The following is a 17,498-nucleotide window of genomic DNA, read 5'->3' as shown; positions in this document are numbered from 1 at the left end:
GCCACCCTAGCAATCACATCCCAAAGCCGCGTTGACCTGCTTGGAGCAATTTTCATCAAATGAAACAGGTATTTGAGCCAAGTTTTACGCAGTTTTGACTAAATTTTTATCGAATTTGGACCAAGTCATTGAAATCTATGAAACTAATGGAAAAATAGCAGGAAAATTTTATCCTTTATCGTTCCTTAAGTGCTGACGGCGACAATAGCCTCAAATCCTTGGAGTTCAGGGCCTTGTTCAGGCCCGGGTAGAGTAGCTTGCGTAGATCCTTGTCGCACCCTGTTCCTGCAGTGCCAGCCGCCGTTTCCCGCCTTTCGCGGGCCTGGTTGAGCCATCTGGATACTCGTGTGCACCCCAGTGCCCAGACAGACACGACGGAGGCTCCGCGCCATCGTCTTTTCCTTGCAGGATGTTTTTCTGCCGGTGCGGCTGCACTTTTCCTGCTTCCGCTGCATCTGGCGCTTTCGACCCCGCCGAATCTGGCAGTGGTAGTCGGCTGCGCCTGGCTTCTCAGCCATTTGCCGATTGCGCTCTATCTCAGTCAGACGGGTGACTTACCCCGCGCCTATGGAGCGTCCTCCACAGCCTTTGCGCTTTTCCTGACCGTGATTGCCTGGATGAGTGGTGGGCTGACGTCGTTTGCCCTCGTTTGGCTGGCGGTCGTGCCGATGGAGGCCGCCCTCTCGGGCTCGCGCCGTATCATCTGGTCGGCTGCGGGGCTCTGTGCTGCAATGCTGGCCACCCTTGCGCTGCTGCCTGCAGCTCCGGCTTGGCTGGTTCATGGCTTGCCGCATGGCTATGAAACGCTGGGTACGGTTTTGATCGGCGCCGGTGCCACCCTTTACATGATGGTTCTGGCCCTGCGCCTTAGCCTTGCCCAATCGCGTCAGGCCGATCGGGCTGCGGCTGGTGAGCAGAAAGTCCGCCAGATCAGTCAGCTGTCGCGCGATGTGACCTGTCGGCTGCGTCAAGACGGGTCCGCCGAGATTGTCTCCGGGTCCTTGCCGGAGCTTCTTGGTCTTGCCCGGCATCAGATTCGCGGTGACTGGTTGTTTGACCGTGTTCTCGTTAGTGATCGACCGGGATACCTGAGCGCCCTTGCGGATGCGCGGGAAGGCAAGGGCACCCGTGAGCTGACGGTGCGCCTGCGTCGTGGGGCGACGACACCTGGCCAGGCTGGGCGGGCGGATTACATGCCATTCCGTTTGCAGTTCCTGCGGGAAATGGAAGCCACCCCATATGCTGAGCCGGCGGTGTTCGTCAGTTTGCGTGATGACAGCGCCAGTCAGGAGATGGCCCAAAAGCTGGAAGCTGCCTATGCGCAGGCCGGTGCGGCAACACAGGACAAGGCAAGGTTCATCTCGACTGCGGCGCATGAAATGCGCACGCCCCTCAACGCCATTATCGGTTTCTCGGATCTTTTGCGCAAACCGGCTCCGGGCCTGGATGCCATGCGGCAGCAGTCTTATGCCGACTTGATCAACCGCTCCGGGCGTCACCTGTTGCAGGTGGTAGAAGATATGCTGGACAGCTCGGTTCTCGAAAACGGAACCCGTCGTCTGACCATTGAGCCCGTCGACCTCAGATCCCTGGCTGAGGATTGCATCGCCATGTTGCAGCCGTTGGCAATGGAGCGTGATCTGACGCTTTATCTGGCACCGCGTGCGAATTACCCGGTGGTGGCTGCCGATGCGCAGGCTCTGCGCCAGGTTCTGATCAATCTGCTTGGCAATGCCATTAAGTTTTCCAACCCTGGGGGCCGCGTCACATTGACGTCGAAGGTCGAAGACCGTGATGTGCTGCTCGAAGTGCGGGATAACGGCTGCGGTATCAGCGTTGATGATCTCGCCCGTATTGGCGAACCTTTCGTCCGGTGCGCCCAACAGACCGCGGCGTCTTCTTCTGATGGCAGCAAGCTGACAATTCCAGGAGCCGGACTGGGTCTCTCCATTGCCAAGGGGTTGTGCGCGTTGCATGGCGGGGCTTTGGAGCTGGAAAGCCAGAAAAACCAGGGGACGACAGCCCGCGTTCGTCTGCCGCTGGGGGCACCGACGCAGCGCTCCGAGCAGGGCGCCGGCCAGATCACTCCGGCCGTCGCAGAAGCGCTGGCCGCGATGGATCCCGCTCAGATGCAGGCACGGGGGACGGCTGCCAACCTGTCCCAGACAAAGCCTATGAGTGCGCTCGCTGCACGCGCCGTGGCTCAGTCACGCGGTCTGACGGAGCGTTCCTTAAAGACGGATGGATCCGGCGGATCCGACGTGCAAAAAAGTCAGAAGCAGTTATTGTCCAAGACGGCTTGATCCGGCTGGCCTGGACACGCAATAAGATGTTGAATAATCAGCGATAGCCCCGCACTTCATAGGGGCGCTGCAGCGGAGTAAAACAGGACGGCAATGGCGCGACGGCGGCAAAAACAGGAAGAGAATTCAAAGGCTCACTCTGCCGGGGTATCCACCCGTGCGGGAAGCATGGCACGTGACAATCCGGTTGCGGCTGGCGGCACGGTCGTCATGGTGCTGACAGGATGCTTGATTGTTGCGAACGCCGTCGGATTCCAGACGGATCGCCACCCTGCGCCCTTGTTTTCTACCCGAGACCGGGCCGTCGAGCAGCCCGCGTCAGATCCTGACGGATGGCGCTCGGTGGAAGCTCCTGTGGTTTCGGCTCTGGTACTGGATCTGCAGAAAGATCTCCGCCGCATTGGCCTGTATGAAGGGCCGCTCGATGGCATCGAGGGGCCGGCAACCGAACGGTCTATCCGCCACTTCCAGCGTTTGCAGGGAATAATGGAGACGGGAGAACCCAGCGAAGCGCTTCTGGCGATGATTGCCCTACAGGGACCAATTCCGGATGAACCGCAGGCCCCAATTCCGCGACCGAAACCGGGTCCGGCGGTGCGTGATACTTCTGCGGGAAGTGCACCGGTGCTGCGTTCTCCGCCCGAACCGGAAATCACCGCCAGCATTCCCACGCCACCCGCTGTCGTCATGAGCCCGGCGCAACGCCGGTTGTCCCAGATCCAGGCACTTCTGTCTGACCTTGGGTATGGTCCCCTTGTGGCGGACGGTGTGATGGGCGAAAATACCTCCACGGCCATTCGCAGGTTTGAGCTGGACCGGGGGTTGCCGTTGACCGGCGACCCGTCCGACGCCGTCGTTGCCCGTCTTGAGCTCGTCAGCGGCAAGAAGGTCAACTGACCAAGTGACCTTCAGCAAGTACACCGGTCGCAACTGGCGCTGACCTTTCAGTGCTTTTTAACCGACCGTTAGCGTCTGTCCGGGAACTGGCTGGATCCATGCGTATCACATCCGATTTTTTCATCTCTGCGCTGATCCGACGGGTCATGGGAGCCGGCGGCTTCGCTGCTTTGAAGCGGCGGGGCGCTTTAGAGGCCGGCGCGATTTTCATCATTGTCGATCGTCTGGATGGCACCAGTGATTTCTACGGTCCTGCTCCGCAATCTTGGTTTGAAGAGGCCCCCGATGGCCGATTGTTTGAAAAGGTCCTGAGCCTGGTGAAGCCGGAGGAAATCGCCGCCCGCCTTGCCAGTGAAGCGCGGATGGATCCGGATTTCTGGGCCGTTGAAATTGAGGCGCGGGATGGCCTGGTCGACTTGCCCCTGGTTGCGGGGGAAGGGCCTGACGACGCATCCGACGAAACGCAAAAGGGGCCGCCCGAAGACGACCCCAACAGCTATTTCAAGTTCTGAAATCGGGCAACGATAACCGCTTCAACCGAACTTGAGCAGATTCTCGATCTCTGCGATTTCTTTCCAGGGATGCTCTTTACCGTCGCGCTCCGATGATCCGGCCTGGCGGGCCGCAGGGCGAGAGGTCTCCTGATAGGGGCTTGCCACTCTTGCCGGTCTGGTTTCGGCAATCGTCGTCGCTGCTGACATGGCTTCTTCGACCGCAGCTTCGGCGATGCCCTTGCGATGAAGGTTTTTGTCGGGGGCTTCGACGCCGATCCAACGGTCGACCAATGTCATGGCGGCACCATGGCTGACCCTTGCATAGAGTCGCAGGAGGCCCTTGATTTCGCTCAGAGGCATCCGATCCCCCAACATGCGCACGAGAATGCGCGAAGCGTCTTCCACCTCAAAGCCGATAGCCTTCAAGCCGATTGCGAGCGTTTGTCCATCATCGGCAGAGATGATGCGCTGGACGAAAGGCCGAGGAAGGCGCAGGGCGTAGCAAAGTTCGGCGGTGAACAGCTCCGGCCCCGGCGCCATGGCGCACTCGCGCAAGATGGTCAGAACAGACGATTTGAACACCGGGCGGATCGGTCGTGTCAGGCCTTTGCGGGCCATTTCCGTCAGAGTCAGCAGTTCTGCTGCAGCCAGCGCCTGGTTTCGCTCCGGTGCCGACAAATGGAGAAAGTGTCCCATCAGCTGACTATCGCTTAACGGCGCGCGGTTGCGCATCAGCTGGCCGAAGCCGCTTTTGCCGTCGGGCCGCTTGAGCAGCGTATCTATTTGGGATTCCGTCAGCCGCAGGTCGGAGCGCAGCAGCAGGATCTCGATGACCCCAGTCCCGGAGTGGCGCATGAGGGTATCAATGACATCAGGCGCCAGTTCATGTCGCTCGGCGATGGTCCGGCGCAAGCTGTCAGGTCCTCTTTCGGCCTGCTCAACCAGGATCTGCGTCGGAATATGGTCCATGTTGCGCAGCAGCGGAAAGGAGACTGCGGTGTCCGTATCGCCAGCCAGGGCCAGCAAGACATCCCGTGGTGCCGTTGGGTGCGACATCAGCCGTTTGGCCATGGTCCTGCGCACCTCGACAGGCGTTTGCGGCAGGAGGTTCATCGCCAGCTCTCGGAAGATGGTGACTTCGTGCTGCGTATGATTTGCACGGGCAGCAAAGAGTTCGGTCGCCGATTTCAGCAGCTCGGACGGTTCTGTGACCTCGAGCGGGCTCCGGGAACCAGAGGGCGGGTGAATGGCAGGCGGAGAACTGGTTCGGAACATGGCTCTCAACGATACGCGGTACAAACAAAAGAGCGAACAACAGCGTTCTATCCTTCAATTTAGACCAAAAGCGTTAGCGTGCTGTTAACCCTGACCGTTTCCTAATGATCGTGGAAAAGTATTGCGTCCCCCCATTGACATTTCCGGCCTGCAAAGAGGCTGAAAACCATGAGAAGGAGGAGACGATGGGCACATTGCTTGATTTCTCCAACGCGCAAAGACCAACGTCTCGGGTTCGTCCACAGCGGCATGGCGAGCGTGCCGGAATTTCGACACGCTCTGCCGAGATTATCTTTTTTCCCGGTGTACGATATGAACGTGCGGCACTTGAACTGTCGTTGCGAATCGGAACCATCGGGCTAGGAGCCGGACAAGGCCTTCAAGGACCAAGTTGACCGCGATGCGGCAATCCGGTCTCTGAACAGCCCGCAATACCCCGGTCCGCCAAGAGTGAGGCCGATGGGCAGCAATTACAGCATCAAACGCGGATCGAAGCAGGCGAGGTCACTTGCCAGACTCAATGCCGGATCCCGTTTGACACAGTCGGTCTCCACGCCGCGTATCAGCCGATCACGTCTCGCGTGGCCCATGACGATCCTTGCTCTGGCGCTTCTGGTCAGCGGCTGCGCCCGGCCCAGCGGTGACTTCGGGCGTGCCAAGCCGAGCTTTGTCCACGACAAGGCGATGCCGCTTCTGGGCGAGCAAAATGCCCGATTGCGTGGTGATCCTGTCTCCAAGTTCAATTTCACCAACGACGAAAAGCTGCTGCGTGACCTTAGTTGGGGCCTGATCCGGCCCCCTCATGCAAATGATTGGATCGGTGGAACGATCGCAGAGCTGTCCCGCACCCGGGTCTTGCCCGAGGTGGAAGGCCGCATCCCGCCGGATCTCTATTACCAGTTCCTGCGCACCGACCAGTTCCAATCTTCCGATGCCCGCTATGACCGGATCGCCGCCGATGCCAATGGCGACGCCGAGCTGGTGCCGCCCTACTGCATCGTTGCCAAGCGCGTCATGGCGACCGACAGCGAGCGCTTGCGCGTGCTCGCCACCAAGCAGGTCGTCACCGAGGAAGTTTATGAGGGCGCCAAGGCGCGTGTCTGGGAAAACCGTGCGCTGATCGGCTGGGTCGGTCAGGCGCTGCGCTTCCGCATCGCGGCCTATCAGCGGGCGATTGAGGCGCTGGAAGTCGAAACGCCGTCACAGGACCGCCTGTGGAAAGCCAATTCCGCCGTGCGGACACTGGAGGGCGAGGTGCGGCTGGCGGAGACCAATTGCAACGAAGGTATCACTCGGGTCAGCGTCGATGACGACAAGATTCGCCGCTCGCGGATCTACTCCAACTGGGGCACCGAGCGTCCCCCGCTCGTCAAGTGAGCTGGCGACGCCTTTAAGCCTTGCTGCCCACCACGAAGCAGCTTTTCTCTTTGGCCTGAAGCAGCTTGCAGGCCGCCTCTGCCGATGCTTTCGTATCGAAGCCGGTGAGCCGCGCCCGGATCAGCGTCATCGAGCCTCGGCTGATAGTCTGGGTGAAGGGCATGATCTGCGCAAATTTTGCGCCCAGGACGTCCTTGGCTTGCGACAGCAGTGTAGAGGCAGCCTCCGGGCGGTCGACGGCCGCAACCTGAACTTCCCAAGCAGACCGGCTGACCGCATTGGCGGTCTTGATCCGCGAGGCTCGTGGTGCCGCAGTCGCTGCCTTCTTCGCGACCGCCGACAGGGGTTTGGCGCGCGGCAGAAGCTTGCTCAACGTTTTGGCGACATGCGCGGAGCCTGCCAGATCGTCTTGAAACGGCTCCGGAGGGCTGGCGTTGGTCCCTTGTGCAGGATCTTCCGGCGCTTTCAGCGGGCGAAACAGGGCAGACTTGGTGGTTGCCCACAGGGAGGCCGATTGCGCAGGGTCTGCCGATCCGGAAGGACTGGCAATTGACCCGGACAGAATGGCAGCAGCGTCCTTGCCGCCATTCTCTGCCGCCCGATTTGCGGCCTGAAGCGTCTGCTTGTTGTCGGGCGCCAGGGCCATCAACGCCTTGGAACGGCTGGCGCCGGCGAAACCAGCGTCCATCATGGCTTCCATCTTGGAGGCCCTGTCAGCACCATTTTTGGCACCGAGCACCACGCCAACCAGCCGCCGCCCGTCGCGCTTGGCAGAAGAGACAAGATTGTAGCCGGAGGGATCGGTGAAGCCGGTTTTAAGGCCATCCATCCCCTCATAGCGGTACATGAGCGAGTTGTGACCGCGCAGCTTCATGTTGCGAAAGGTGAAGGCACGCAGGGAAAACAGGTGGTACTGATCGGGAAAGTCGCGGATCAGCGCCATACCCAGCGTGGCCATGTCGCGCGCTGTTGTGAACTGCCGGGGGTCATGCAGGCCGGAGCCGTTGATGAAGGTGGTTCGGCTCATCCCCAGGGCATGGGCCTTTTTCGTCATCACGGCGCCGCAGCCGCTGCCGCGCTTTGTGCCGAAATAGTCGCACATCGACTGCGCCGCATCATTGGCGGAGATGACGATCATCCCTTCCACCGCTTCGCGCACGGTGAACGTCGCGCCTTCCGGCAAGGCGAACTTGTAAGGTGGTGTCAGGGCCGCCAGTTTGCTGATCGGCACCCGGCTGTCCCAGGCGAGCTCACCCTTCTTCAAGGCCTCGAAGGTCAGGTAGAGCGTCATCATCTTGGTCAGCGAGGCCGGATAGTTCTGCACATCCGCATTCTCGGCCTCCAGCACCTGACCGCTCTGCAAGTCCATCAGGAGACGTGCTTCGCCGGCAGACGCGGTGGTCGCGCCCACGCTCAGTGCCAGAGCCATGGCAAGCACGGCCCCAAGTATCTTGGCGGAGTTTGTGATCAGCGTGTGGGGGAAACACAGGAGCAGGGCAGGGTGTTGGACGGAAAGGGCGAAGACCATCGGGTACGGCACTCGAACAGGGTGAGAAAAGCCGGTCTGTATGCCGGCGGAAATGGACGTTCGGGATAAAAACGCAGGCAGATGGCAGGAAGATGGTGAAGCGGATTTTTCCGCCCGAATTTCTTCGCAAGTCACGCGCAATTCAAGCCCTCCGCCACAAGCCTGTCCTTAGCGAGAAGACCGGCCAGTGGCGGCGGACTACCCCCGGTTATTCGGGGAAATAGGATGCCAGATTGGCCCGAACGCGGGCCAGCGGCGTGTCGCCCTCCAAGTTCGGCTCGAAGCTTTGTCCGGTAATAGCCTCAAAGGCCTTGATGTAGACGTCCGCGGTTGCCGCGATCATCTCCGCTGGAATGACCGGGATCGGATCCTTGTAAGGGTCACAACGCGCATCGACCCAGGCGCGAATGATGTCCTTGTCGAAGGACGGTGGACGTGTGCCGTTGTCCAGCGCCGCCTGATAGCCATCCACCAGCCAGAAGCGCGAACTGTCCGGCGTGTGGATTTCGTCTGCCAGAATGATTTCGCCGGTCGCGTCGACGCCAAACTCATACTTGGTATCGACGAGGATCAGCCCGCGCTCGGTCGCGATCTTCTGTCCTCTGGCGAACAGCTTCTGGGCGATATCGGAAATCCGCTCCCATTGTTCCGCTGTCAGCAGCTTCTGCTCGATGATTTCTACTGCCGTCAGCGGTTCGTCATGGCCACCGTCAAAGGCCTTGGAGGTCGGGGTGATGATGGCGGCAGGCAGCGCCTGATTGTCACGCAGGCCGTCCGGAAACGTATGGCCATACATCTCCCGCTCGCCTTTTTTGTAGCGCGTCAGGATAGAGGTGGAAGTGGACCCGGCCAGATAGCCGCGCACAACGATTTCCACCGGCAGGATGGTCAGCTTGCGTCCGATCACCACATTCGGGTCTGGATAGTCCAGCACGTGGTTGGGGCAGATATCTGCGGTCTTCTCAAACCAGTAGCGCGCGGTCTGCGTCAGTACCTGGCCCTTGAACGGAATCGCCGCAAGAATGCGGTCGAAGGCGGAAATCCTGTCGGATGAAATCAGAATCCGCCGATCATCCGGCAGATCATAGCAGTCCCGGACCTTGCCATAATAGGGGGCTGGAAGCTCCGCAATGCGGGCATGATCAAGAACGCGGGTCAGGTCGGTCATCTGGGCCTTCTGGGAATGGTCGCGGGGGTTGGCACTTGAGCCATCTTTGCAGTCTTATAAGCGGCAGCTACAGTCTTGGGAAGTCGGGGAAAAGGTCGGCCAACGACTATCACTGGCCTTCACCGCAGATGAAATGATGCAAAGCCTTTACGCAGGCGTCGGCAGTCAGTGGCAAGTCCTCGGGCGCAGCTGGCTGGGTGAAACCTTGAAGTTTCCAAAGATGTATAAATAACGCTGCAAACATGATTTCCAAAAGTTATATGAGTGCTGACGTTCGCCTGTGATTTGCATAATTGACAAGTTGTTTCGGCGGTGTCTTTGTATCCGGCAACATCAATGAAGAGTTTGATATGCCCCAGACCGATACAGCGACCATCCTGAGAATCCTCGAAGTAGATTTTAACTCGATTGTTGAAGAATGGGTGGGGTCCCAAATCGAAGAAGGCGTGAAGCGCTCCGATTTGTTCTCCGATTCAGAAAACCGCGCACAGAACGTCGAGCTTTTGCGTAGTTTCGCCAAGGGGGTGCGCGCCGGTGTCGTCGATTCAGAATTTGATCTGAAGGATACCGCCTGGGAAGACCTGCGCGCCACGCTGAGTGATATCACCAAGGAACGGGTGAAGCGCGGCGTTACGCCGACGGAAATGGCCACCTTCGTTCTGGCCTTGAAAGCGCCGATGTTTGAGCGGCTGAAGAAGGAATTGGCTGATAATCCGGAAGGGCTGATCGGCGAAGTGCTGATGATTTCGCGACTGGTTGATGCTTTCGGAATCTACACCAACGAGGTGTTTATTAACGAGCGTGAGCAGATCATTGAGCGCCAGCGTCTCGAAATGATGGAGCTTTCGACCCCGGTGGTTGAGCTCTGGGACCGCGTTCTGACACTGCCGCTGATCGGCACCCTGGACAGCGCCCGCGCCCAGGAAGTCATGGAGAACCTGCTGGAGACCATCATGCAGCGACAGGCGCGCGTGGTGATTGTCGATATCACCGGCGTCGGCACAGTCGATACTCAGGTTGCTCAGCACCTGCTGCGCACCGCTGCAGCAGTTCGCCTGATGGGGGCGGAATGCATCATTTCCGGTATCAGCCCGATGATCGCCCAGACCATGGTTCAGCTTGGCATTGATGTCGGCACTGTCTCGACACGCTCAAGCATTCGCAGTGCGCTGGACGACGCACTGAAAAAGATGGGCTACGAAATTACCAAGATCAAGGGTAACTGAGGTGTCGGGAATCGCGTCCATCCACCTCGTCGAAAATGCCCTGCTGGTATCCATCCAGGACGATGTTAACGACACAGAGATCCTGGAACTTCAGGATTCCCTGTCTCGTCGCATTGCCCAGGACAATGTTGCCGGTGTGATCATCGACATCAGTGCCCTGGAGATCGTGGATACTTTTGTCGGTCGTGTGATTGCCCAACTGGCCGGAATTTCCAAGTTGCTGGACGCCAAAACCTATGTCGTCGGCATGCGCCCCGCTGTCGCCATGACGCTGGTTGAACTTGGTATGTATCTTCCTGAGGCCCAGACAGCTCTTAGCCTGTCTCATGCCCTGTCGCAGTTGCGAAGTGACTGACCTAAAAACTCAGGAACGTTTTACGCCTCTCGCGCGTTTCCCGTTGCATGTCAGCCGAGATGTGGTGCAAGCACGCCAATCGGTTGCACGCGAATTGAGGGATAGGGGCGTTTCCAACATTCGAGTTACCAGATTTTCAACCGCTGTCAGCGAGATTGCACGCAACGTGATTGTTCACGGTGGTGGCGGAGAATTTTCCGTCTATCTCGATCCGGCGGCGGGGTATCTGATGACTGTGTCCAGCGACAAGGGGCGCGGCATTGCCGACATTCCCCAAGCGTTGACAGATGGTTTTACCACGGCAGGTGGCCTGGGCCGGGGATTGGGCGGTGCGAAACGGCTGGCTGATGTGTTCGAGATCATTTCCTCAGCGGACGGGGGAACAACTATTAAAATGGGCATTAAACTATGAAGCGATGGATCGAGGTAGACGACCGGAGTGCCATTGCGGCCGTGCGTCGACTGTCGCGCCGGCACGCTTCAGCCCTCGGGCTCTCTGAAGCTCGCGTCGAGGAATTGGCCATCGTCGTGACCGAGGCAACGACGAACATTGTACGCTATGCCGGCAGTGGCCGGGTGCTTATCGAGGCAGTTCGCACGCCCGTCAGTGAGAAGCTTGTGCTGGTGTTTACGGATAACGGCCCTGGCATTGCCAACATCGACATGATGATGCGGGATGGGACGAGCACCTCGGAATCCGCCGGGCTGGGACTGGGCGCCATTCAACGTCTGTCCGACAGCTTCGATGTTTTCTCTTCAGCCGAAGCCGGGACGACGATTGTCTGCACTTTCGAGGTGATGAACAATCTACCGGTAGGATTGGGACTGGAGGTCGACGGACTTCGTGTTTGTTACCCGACGGAGAATACCTGCGGCGACGCCTGGATGATCCGTCATTTGCCGCCTTTCGTCGATGTTCTCTTGTGCGATGGATTGGGCCATGGACCGAAGGCAGCAGAAGCAGCCGATGAGCTGATTGCCCTGTCGCAGGATGGCTGCGCTGCCCCTTCTGAAACCATTGCGCGGCTGTCGGAAGAGCTGATCGGTCATCGAGGCGCTGTGGTCGCCATGGTCCGGCTGGATATGGACGCGCGCGTTTTATCTTACGCCGGTATCGGCAACATCACCACGATGATTGTCGGTGCGCAGGGGATCAAGCGCTTTGCCGTGCGCGATGGTCGCATCGGCGGCCCCGCCGTGAAGGGCTTTGAAGAAACCCGCGAGCTTGAAGTGGGCGATGTGCTGATCATGCACAGCGACGGACTGACAACTCTGCGCGAAGGTGACTTGAACCCGGCGCTGCTGAACCGCAGCCCGCTGCTGATTGCGGGGTTCTTGCTTGATCGGATGTTCCGCGGTCGGGACGATGCCAGCATCGTTGTCGCGCGGGTAAAAGGCGAGTGATTGCGATGAAACCAGCTCGTTTGACAACTGTGCGGCTTGAGAAAAGCGCCGACATCATGCGCTTGCGCGATGTGACTTCGGCGCTGACCAGTGTTTTGCGCTTTGGCACCTTTGAAAAGACCCGCACCGTTACCGCCGTCGTGGAGATGGGCCGCAATGCTATCGAACACGCCAAGCGAGGACGCGCCAGCTTTTCGCTGACTGAGGTTCAGGGCAGGCAAGCGCTGGGGGTTACCGTTGTCGATCAGGGCCATGGTATTGCCAGCGAGCCTCTGTCCGACAGAAAAGGCGCCTTTTTGACCGGAGGCGTTGGCCCCGGGCTGGGACTTGGCCTGCGCGGTGTGCAGCGCATTGCAGAACAATTTGCAATTGAAACCGGCAGCGAAGGCACCAGGATCGAGACGGCGTTTCTCGGCGCCGAGCCGTTGCTCGGCAGCCCCGAGTTGGTGGCGGAGGCCACCAATGCACTTGCTGGGCTGAATGCCTCCGATCCCGCCGCCGCCCTGAGCGAGCAGAACCGCGCGCTGATGGAAAGCATCGCTGACCGCGACCTGCTTATGAAAGAGCTGCATCATCGCACCGGTAACAATCTGTCGCTGATCGTGGCGCTTATTCGTATGAGCAAGAACGAGGCAGCACTCGATGAGACCAAGCAGGTCTTGGCCGAGCTGGAAACCCGCGTGGCGTCTCTGACCAAAGCGCATGAACTGATGCAGCGCGCCGCGACCGCCGGCACGGTGCCAGCTGCAGAACTTCTTCAGGAAGTTGCCCGCAACGCTGAACGGGCCTTCAACACCGAAGACCGGCAGGTGGAAATTCGCGTCGAGTGCGTCCCGACGGATCTGGACGGCCGCTTGGCTGTGGACATCGGCCTGATCGTCGGCGAGTTGATTACGAACGCCTACAAGCATGCCTTTGTCGGTCGCGAAGATGGTGTGATCACCGTCCGCCTGACGTCAAAGGGGCACGAGGGACTGGAACTTGTCGTCTTCGACAATGGTGTTGGTCTTCCCGCCGACGCAGAACGCCCCGAACGCTCCAACTCTCTTGGTTGGAAGCTGATCCGCACGTTGACGTTCACCCACAACGGCATGTTGACCGTCGACGGCAAATCCGGCCTTCACGTCCACATCAGCCTCTCCCCCAGCGATTATGGCACCGCTTGAGCTGCAGCCGGTTCACCTGAAAAGCTATTCAAACCTACCGCAGAACGCCGTCTTCATTGCCAGATCGACTTCCAGGTCCTTGGCAGGCGAGGGTGAAAACGCGCGCAGGAGCGCGAAGCCCTGTGTGGCAGCGGTTTCGATGACGATCAGTTTGTCGAGATCTTCTGGCGGATTTTCGCGCAGGATGGAAAGCTGTTGCGGGGTGATCAACAGCAGTGACAGGATGTCGGATCCAGCCGTCCGGTTGTTGAGCGAGTAGACGACTTCTCCAGTTGCATTGAACAACCCGATGGACCAGAACGGCACCGGCACAGCAGCCGTGAAGAGCACAGGCCCGTCATCCAGCTGATAGCGGCAGGCAGCATGTTTCATAGCCGGGTCGAGACCGGGCAGGGGTTCCGCACCTGCCTCGACAGCCGGCAGCAGGTTGAATTGTCGGTCGGGACCAAAGCGTGCCGCGTCCGTATAGGCGCTGTGGGTTACCTCGCGCGGGATCGCCAACACCACCAGAATGTGAACGACCACGGCCAGCGAGAGTGTTGCCACGAAGGCAGCACCCCACCGCAGTCGGGAGGGCAGGTGAATGCTCATCGGCAGCCAAGCCTCCGAATGTCCGGCATTTCGGCGCCTTCCAGAGAGGCGCCGGTGGTTACCGGGGCATCATACAGCCGGAATGTGAAGCTCAGGCCCTCCAGCACGTCGGGGCTGTTTGCCAGAGGCAGCCAGTTGCCCGATGAGGGCGTGCGTGAGGCGGTGATTTGAAAACTGCCGTCCTCATTTCGCAACAGCCCCGGGCTCGCCAAAGAGGTCCGGCCGGCCATGGTTGCGGCCAAGTCGCCCTTGTCATTGGCCGCCGTCAGCGTCCACAGCCGCGCTGTCGGTGTGGTGCCGGAGATCTCATAGGTACAGTCCGGTGACAGCGGACGCCCGGAGCTGTCGTCATATGCGGTCAGCGCCAGGCCTTCGCCCTGAGCCAGGGGAACGCGTGCACTTCGGGTGTAGATCGCCACCGAATAGGGGTCTGCCTTGTCGGTTCCGGCATAGGGGTTGGCTGTCCACGGTCCCAAGCTCGTGATGGTAAAAGGACGCTCGCCCTGAATGACGAGTGCCGCTGAACCGATGCCGATGGCTGATCCTGCCATTAGCACGAGCAGGATCATCATCAGTCCGCGCAGGGGCTTTGGCGGACCACCGTCCACCACGTCGTGAAGGTCGGGGCGCAATTGTACCAGGCTGTCGTGGCCCCCCCAGGCCTCCGCTTGTGTCTGGGCCTTGGCCCGGGCAACCGAGAGTACCCGTGGGCTGCGGGTTTGGCTCTGTCCAGCCGAAGCTGCCCTGTCGTCGGCAACGCTCATCGCGCCGTACTCCCGACCATGCTGGTCATGCTGGCGGAGGGGGCAGCGGAGCTTGCAACCTCATGGGGCGCCAGAACGCCTGCTGGTCGCGATCCCTGCAAGAGGTCAGCCTGCACCTGGGGTGCCATGCGTTGCAAGGCGTCCTCGATTTCTTGCAGCGCTTTCTGGGTATTACGGTTCAGCAGCTGCGGCTGAGTTTTCTGCTCTGGCCCTGTGGCTATCCCGGTCTTGGGAAACCGCGGCAGTGTGTCCGGGTCAACACCGGGCATTGGCGCGAGCTCGACATCCCGATGCGCAAACTCCATGAACTTCTGCCAGGTCATGGCCGGCAGACTTCCACCGGTCACCCGCCGTGTGGAAGAGAAATTGTCGTTGCCGTACCAAACCGCAGCGGTGAAGTTGCCGGTGTAGCCGACGAACCAGGCATCGCGATAAGCCGAGGTCGTGCCGGTCTTGCCCGCCGCGACGACCCCGTCGATGCGCGCCCGACCGCCGGTGCCCGCCTCCACCACATTGACCAGGATCTCATTCATTTCCGCCACCTTGTCGGCCGGCAGCACTCGCTTTGGTTCCGCTTCGTCGCGCGCCCGGTTGTAAAGCACGCGGCCCTCGGTGTTGGTCACTTCGAGAATGGCATAGGGCGTGGCGCGGTAGCCGCCATTGGCAAAGGCAGAATACGATCCGGCCATGTCGATGGCGGTTACCTCTGAGGAGCCGATTGGCAGTGTCACCACATCTTCCAGCTCATGGGTCAGGCCCATGTCATAAGCCGTTTCGATGATTTTCTTGCGGCCGATTGCCTGCGCCAGACGCACCGGTATGGTGTTGATCGACTTGGTCAAGGCCAGTTTCAGAGACACCGGTCCGCGGTAGCTGCGACCATAATTTCGCGGGCTCCAGTTGCCAATTGTCAGCGGCCGGTCGGGCACGATGCTGTTCTTGTCATAGCCATTCATGAAAGCGGTGATGTAGACGAAGGGCTTGAATGAGGAACCGGGTTGGCGCAGGGCGTTGGTTGCCCGGTTGAACTGGCTTTCTCCATAAGACGACCCGCCGACCATGGCGACGACTGCGCCGTCGCTGCGCATTGCCACGAGGGCTGCCTCATCCACGTCACGGATCTTGGCGTTTTCTGCCAATACGGAGGAGACCGCCTCATCCGCCTGTTTTTGCAGAGCGGCGTCGAAGGGCGTGCGTACAGTCACAATCCGGTCGCGGGCCAGATCTGGGTTCTTGCGGGAAAGCTTCTTCACTTCCTCCAGGGCCCAGTCGAGATAATATTCCGGCAGCTGCTCTTGGGTGCGATCCACCGCCTGCGCGGGGTTGCGTCTGGCACCGATCACCTGGCCCTCGGTCAGGAACCCGGCCTGCACCATATTGGTCAGCACTTCATTGGCCCGCCCACGTGCTGCCGGAAGGTTGACATGTGGCGCATATTTGACCGGTGCCTTGTAGAGGCCGGCCAGCATGGCGCTCTCCGCCAGGGTCAGCTCACGCACGTTCTTGTCGAAGTAGAATTCGGCTGCTGCCGTCACGCCGAATACCCCACCGCCCATGTAGGCCCGGTCGAGGTAGAGCTTGAGGATTTCGTTCTTGGTGAGATTAGCTTCCAGCCACAGCGCAAGATAGGCTTCCTTGATCTTGCGGCCCAGAGTTCGCTCATTGGTCAGAAACAGGTTCTTAGCCAGCTGCTGGGTCAAGGTCGACCCTCCCTGAACGACCCCGCCGGCGCGGGCATTTTCGACGATGGCGCGGAAGGTCCCCAGAATGTCGATGCCGAAGTGGAGAAAAAACCGTCGATCTTCAGTGGCAAGCGTGGCTTTCACCAGCCCGTCGGGGATTTCCTCCAGCGGCACGCTGTCATTCAGCACGATGCCACGCTTGCCGATTTCCTTGCCGTTGCGGTCCAGAAAGGTGACGGCGAAGTCATCGGTTGTTCGCCAGTCGGAGTGCCGGGTTGCCTCAAACGCCGGTTGCGCGAAGGCCAGCATGACGGCCAGCCCGACCAGCCCCCAGGTCGCGCCTTCAGAAGCCACCTCGGCCATGGCCCGCCAGAAGCCGCGCGCCCGGAAGCGCCGCAGGAACCCATCATAGGCCTCTGCACCTCTGCGCAGGGTTGAGCCAAGTGCCCAGAGGCCGGTATCGAGCCAGGCGTCCAGCCCCAGAAACCAGTGGCCAATGCCGCGCTTGGGCTTCAGATGAGCTGCAGGAGATTCGGCAGCGCCCCGCTGCGAGACATCTGTCTCACCGCGCACCACATCCTCATTGCCGTCGGGAGAAGTTCCGTCGGATCCGGTGGATGCAGCGTCCTCTGTCCTGTCCTTATCTACCAAGGTGGGAAGTCCTGCTTGCCGTTTGATGCGGACCCTGTTAGTCCGCGAGCCAAATCATGTCCTGACAAGGAACGTCAAAAGACAGATGAAATCAATCGCCCCAACAGAAAATCCAGCCAAGACATCCAGCGATTTACCGTTCTGGAAGACCAAGAAGCTGGACGAGATGAACCGGACCGAGTGGGAAAGCTTGTGTGATGGCTGCGCGCGCTGCTGTCTGAACAAGTTGGAAGACTGGGATACCGGTGCCATTGTCTGGACCGATGTCGCCTGCACTCTGCTCGATGGCGACAGTTGTCGTTGCCGCGATTATGAAAACCGCGCTGACACCGTACCCGACTGCATCCGCTTGACCGTGGAAGAGGTCAACACCCTGACCTGGCTACCGCCGACCTGTGCCTATCGTCTTGTGCGTGACGGGGAGGACCTCTACTGGTGGCATCCGTTGCTCTCCGGCGATCCGGACACGGTGCACCAGGCGGGAATTTCAGTAACCGGCATGACGGTCCCGGAGGACGGTATCGAGATTGAGGATTATGAGGCGCATGTTGTCAGCTGGCCAGGAGAAGTGCCGGCAGGCAGTGAAATGCCGACATCCTCTTCAGACAAACCTTAAA

16 protein-coding genes are annotated in these 17,498 nt (G+C 59.8%); 10 read left to right on the top strand and 6 right to left on the bottom strand.

Annotated elements, in window-relative coordinates; genetic code table 11:
• Window positions 1–347 precede the first annotated feature (347 nt).
• The 3 genes from J0X15_RS20345 (at window position 348) to J0X15_RS08345 (ending at window position 3,712) form a co-directional block, all read left to right on the top strand.
• Entirely contained in the window at window positions 348–2,303 is a 1,956-nt protein-coding gene (locus tag J0X15_RS20345) for an ATP-binding protein (RefSeq protein ID WP_206939647.1), read from the top strand.
• A gap of 168 nt (window positions 2,304–2,471) precedes the next feature.
• Window positions 2,472–3,200: a peptidoglycan-binding domain-containing protein gene (locus tag J0X15_RS08350; RefSeq protein WP_209015186.1), complete on the top strand. Its 729-nt coding sequence runs from the start codon at window positions 2,472–2,474 to the stop codon at window positions 3,198–3,200.
• A 98-nt stretch (window positions 3,201–3,298) separates the two neighbouring features.
• Window positions 3,299–3,712 carry a DUF1491 family protein gene (locus tag J0X15_RS08345; protein ID WP_206939643.1) on the top strand — a complete coding sequence of 138 codons (414 nt, stop codon included), beginning with the start codon at window positions 3,299–3,301 and terminating at the stop codon, window positions 3,710–3,712.
• A 21-nt stretch (window positions 3,713–3,733) separates the two neighbouring features.
• Here the strand turns inward: J0X15_RS08345 and J0X15_RS08340 are convergent, their stop codons facing one another.
• On the bottom strand, window positions 3,734–4,969 hold the full coding sequence (locus J0X15_RS08340; RefSeq protein ID WP_206939642.1) for a DUF2336 domain-containing protein: 1,236 nt from the start codon (window positions 4,967–4,969) through the stop codon (window positions 3,734–3,736).
• 459 nt (window positions 4,970–5,428) lie between these two features.
• Here J0X15_RS08340 and J0X15_RS08335 point away from each other — a divergent pair, with 459 nt between their 5' ends.
• Window positions 5,429–6,346, top strand: a complete 918-nt coding sequence (locus J0X15_RS08335) for a hypothetical protein (protein ID WP_209015185.1) — start codon at window positions 5,429–5,431, stop codon at window positions 6,344–6,346.
• Window positions 6,347–6,359: 13 nt separating this feature from the next.
• Here J0X15_RS08335 and J0X15_RS08330 read toward each other — a convergent pair whose 3' ends face one another.
• Together J0X15_RS08330 and J0X15_RS08325 are read right to left on the bottom strand one after the other, a co-directional pair.
• The gene (locus J0X15_RS08330) at window positions 6,360–7,874 is read right to left on the bottom strand and encodes a D-alanyl-D-alanine carboxypeptidase (protein ID WP_206939640.1); all 1,515 of its coding nucleotides are present in this window, start codon (window positions 7,872–7,874) and stop codon (window positions 6,360–6,362) included.
• Between the two features lie 208 nt (window positions 7,875–8,082).
• Window positions 8,083–9,042, bottom strand: a complete 960-nt coding sequence (locus tag J0X15_RS08325; protein WP_206939639.1) for a phosphoribosylaminoimidazolesuccinocarboxamide synthase — start codon at window positions 9,040–9,042, stop codon at window positions 8,083–8,085.
• Window positions 9,043–9,392: 350 nt separating this feature from the next.
• Here J0X15_RS08325 and J0X15_RS08320 point away from each other — a divergent pair, with 350 nt between their 5' ends.
• From J0X15_RS08320 to J0X15_RS08300, 5 genes are read left to right on the top strand one after another with little or no spacing between them, the layout of a single operon-like run.
• Window positions 9,393–10,268 carry an STAS domain-containing protein gene (locus J0X15_RS08320; RefSeq protein ID WP_206939638.1) on the top strand — a complete coding sequence of 292 codons (876 nt, stop codon included), beginning with the start codon at window positions 9,393–9,395 and terminating at the stop codon, window positions 10,266–10,268.
• A 1-nt stretch (window position 10,269) separates the two neighbouring features.
• Window positions 10,270–10,623, top strand: coding sequence for an STAS domain-containing protein (locus J0X15_RS08315; protein ID WP_206939637.1), 354 nt, complete (start codon window positions 10,270–10,272; stop codon window positions 10,621–10,623).
• On the top strand, window positions 10,616–11,035 hold the full coding sequence (locus J0X15_RS08310; protein ID WP_331461896.1) for an ATP-binding protein: 420 nt from the start codon (window positions 10,616–10,618) through the stop codon (window positions 11,033–11,035). Before J0X15_RS08315 ends, J0X15_RS08310 begins: the two co-directional genes overlap by 8 nt.
• On the top strand, window positions 11,032–12,027 hold the full coding sequence (locus J0X15_RS08305; RefSeq protein ID WP_206939635.1) for an ATP-binding SpoIIE family protein phosphatase: 996 nt from the start codon (window positions 11,032–11,034) through the stop codon (window positions 12,025–12,027). Before J0X15_RS08310 ends, J0X15_RS08305 begins: the two co-directional genes overlap by 4 nt.
• Window positions 12,028–12,032: 5 nt before the next feature.
• Window positions 12,033–13,193: a sensor histidine kinase gene (locus J0X15_RS08300; RefSeq protein WP_206939634.1), complete on the top strand. Its 1,161-nt coding sequence runs from the start codon at window positions 12,033–12,035 to the stop codon at window positions 13,191–13,193.
• A gap of 24 nt (window positions 13,194–13,217) precedes the next feature.
• On the opposite strand, the gene J0X15_RS08295 is transcribed toward J0X15_RS08300, so the two are convergent.
• From J0X15_RS08295 to J0X15_RS08285, 3 genes are read right to left on the bottom strand one after another with little or no spacing between them, the layout of a single operon-like run.
• Window positions 13,218–13,784: a DUF1254 domain-containing protein gene (locus J0X15_RS08295; RefSeq protein WP_206939633.1), complete on the bottom strand. Its 567-nt coding sequence runs from the start codon at window positions 13,782–13,784 to the stop codon at window positions 13,218–13,220.
• Window positions 13,781–14,548 carry a DUF1214 domain-containing protein gene (locus J0X15_RS08290; RefSeq protein ID WP_206939630.1) on the bottom strand — a complete coding sequence of 256 codons (768 nt, stop codon included), beginning with the start codon at window positions 14,546–14,548 and terminating at the stop codon, window positions 13,781–13,783. The genes J0X15_RS08295 and J0X15_RS08290 overlap by 4 nt, the downstream gene beginning before the upstream one ends.
• Window positions 14,545–16,746 (bottom strand): transglycosylase domain-containing protein, encoded by a 2,202-nt coding sequence (locus J0X15_RS08285; protein WP_209015218.1) that lies wholly within the window; start codon window positions 16,744–16,746, stop codon window positions 14,545–14,547. The genes J0X15_RS08290 and J0X15_RS08285 overlap by 4 nt, the downstream gene beginning before the upstream one ends.
• Before the next feature lie 220 nt (window positions 16,747–16,966).
• Here J0X15_RS08285 and J0X15_RS08280 point away from each other — a divergent pair, with 220 nt between their 5' ends.
• Window positions 16,967–17,497, top strand: a complete 531-nt coding sequence (locus J0X15_RS08280; protein ID WP_206939629.1) for a YcgN family cysteine cluster protein — start codon at window positions 16,967–16,969, stop codon at window positions 17,495–17,497.
• The last annotated feature ends 1 nt before the right edge of the window (window position 17,498 follow it).

Origin of the sequence: Roseibium limicola, from assembly GCF_017313085.1 — a bacterium.
In the GTDB taxonomy this organism is placed as follows: domain Bacteria; phylum Pseudomonadota; class Alphaproteobacteria; order Rhizobiales; family Stappiaceae; genus Roseibium; species Roseibium limicola.
This window is presented reverse-complemented; position numbering and strand designations above follow the sequence as displayed.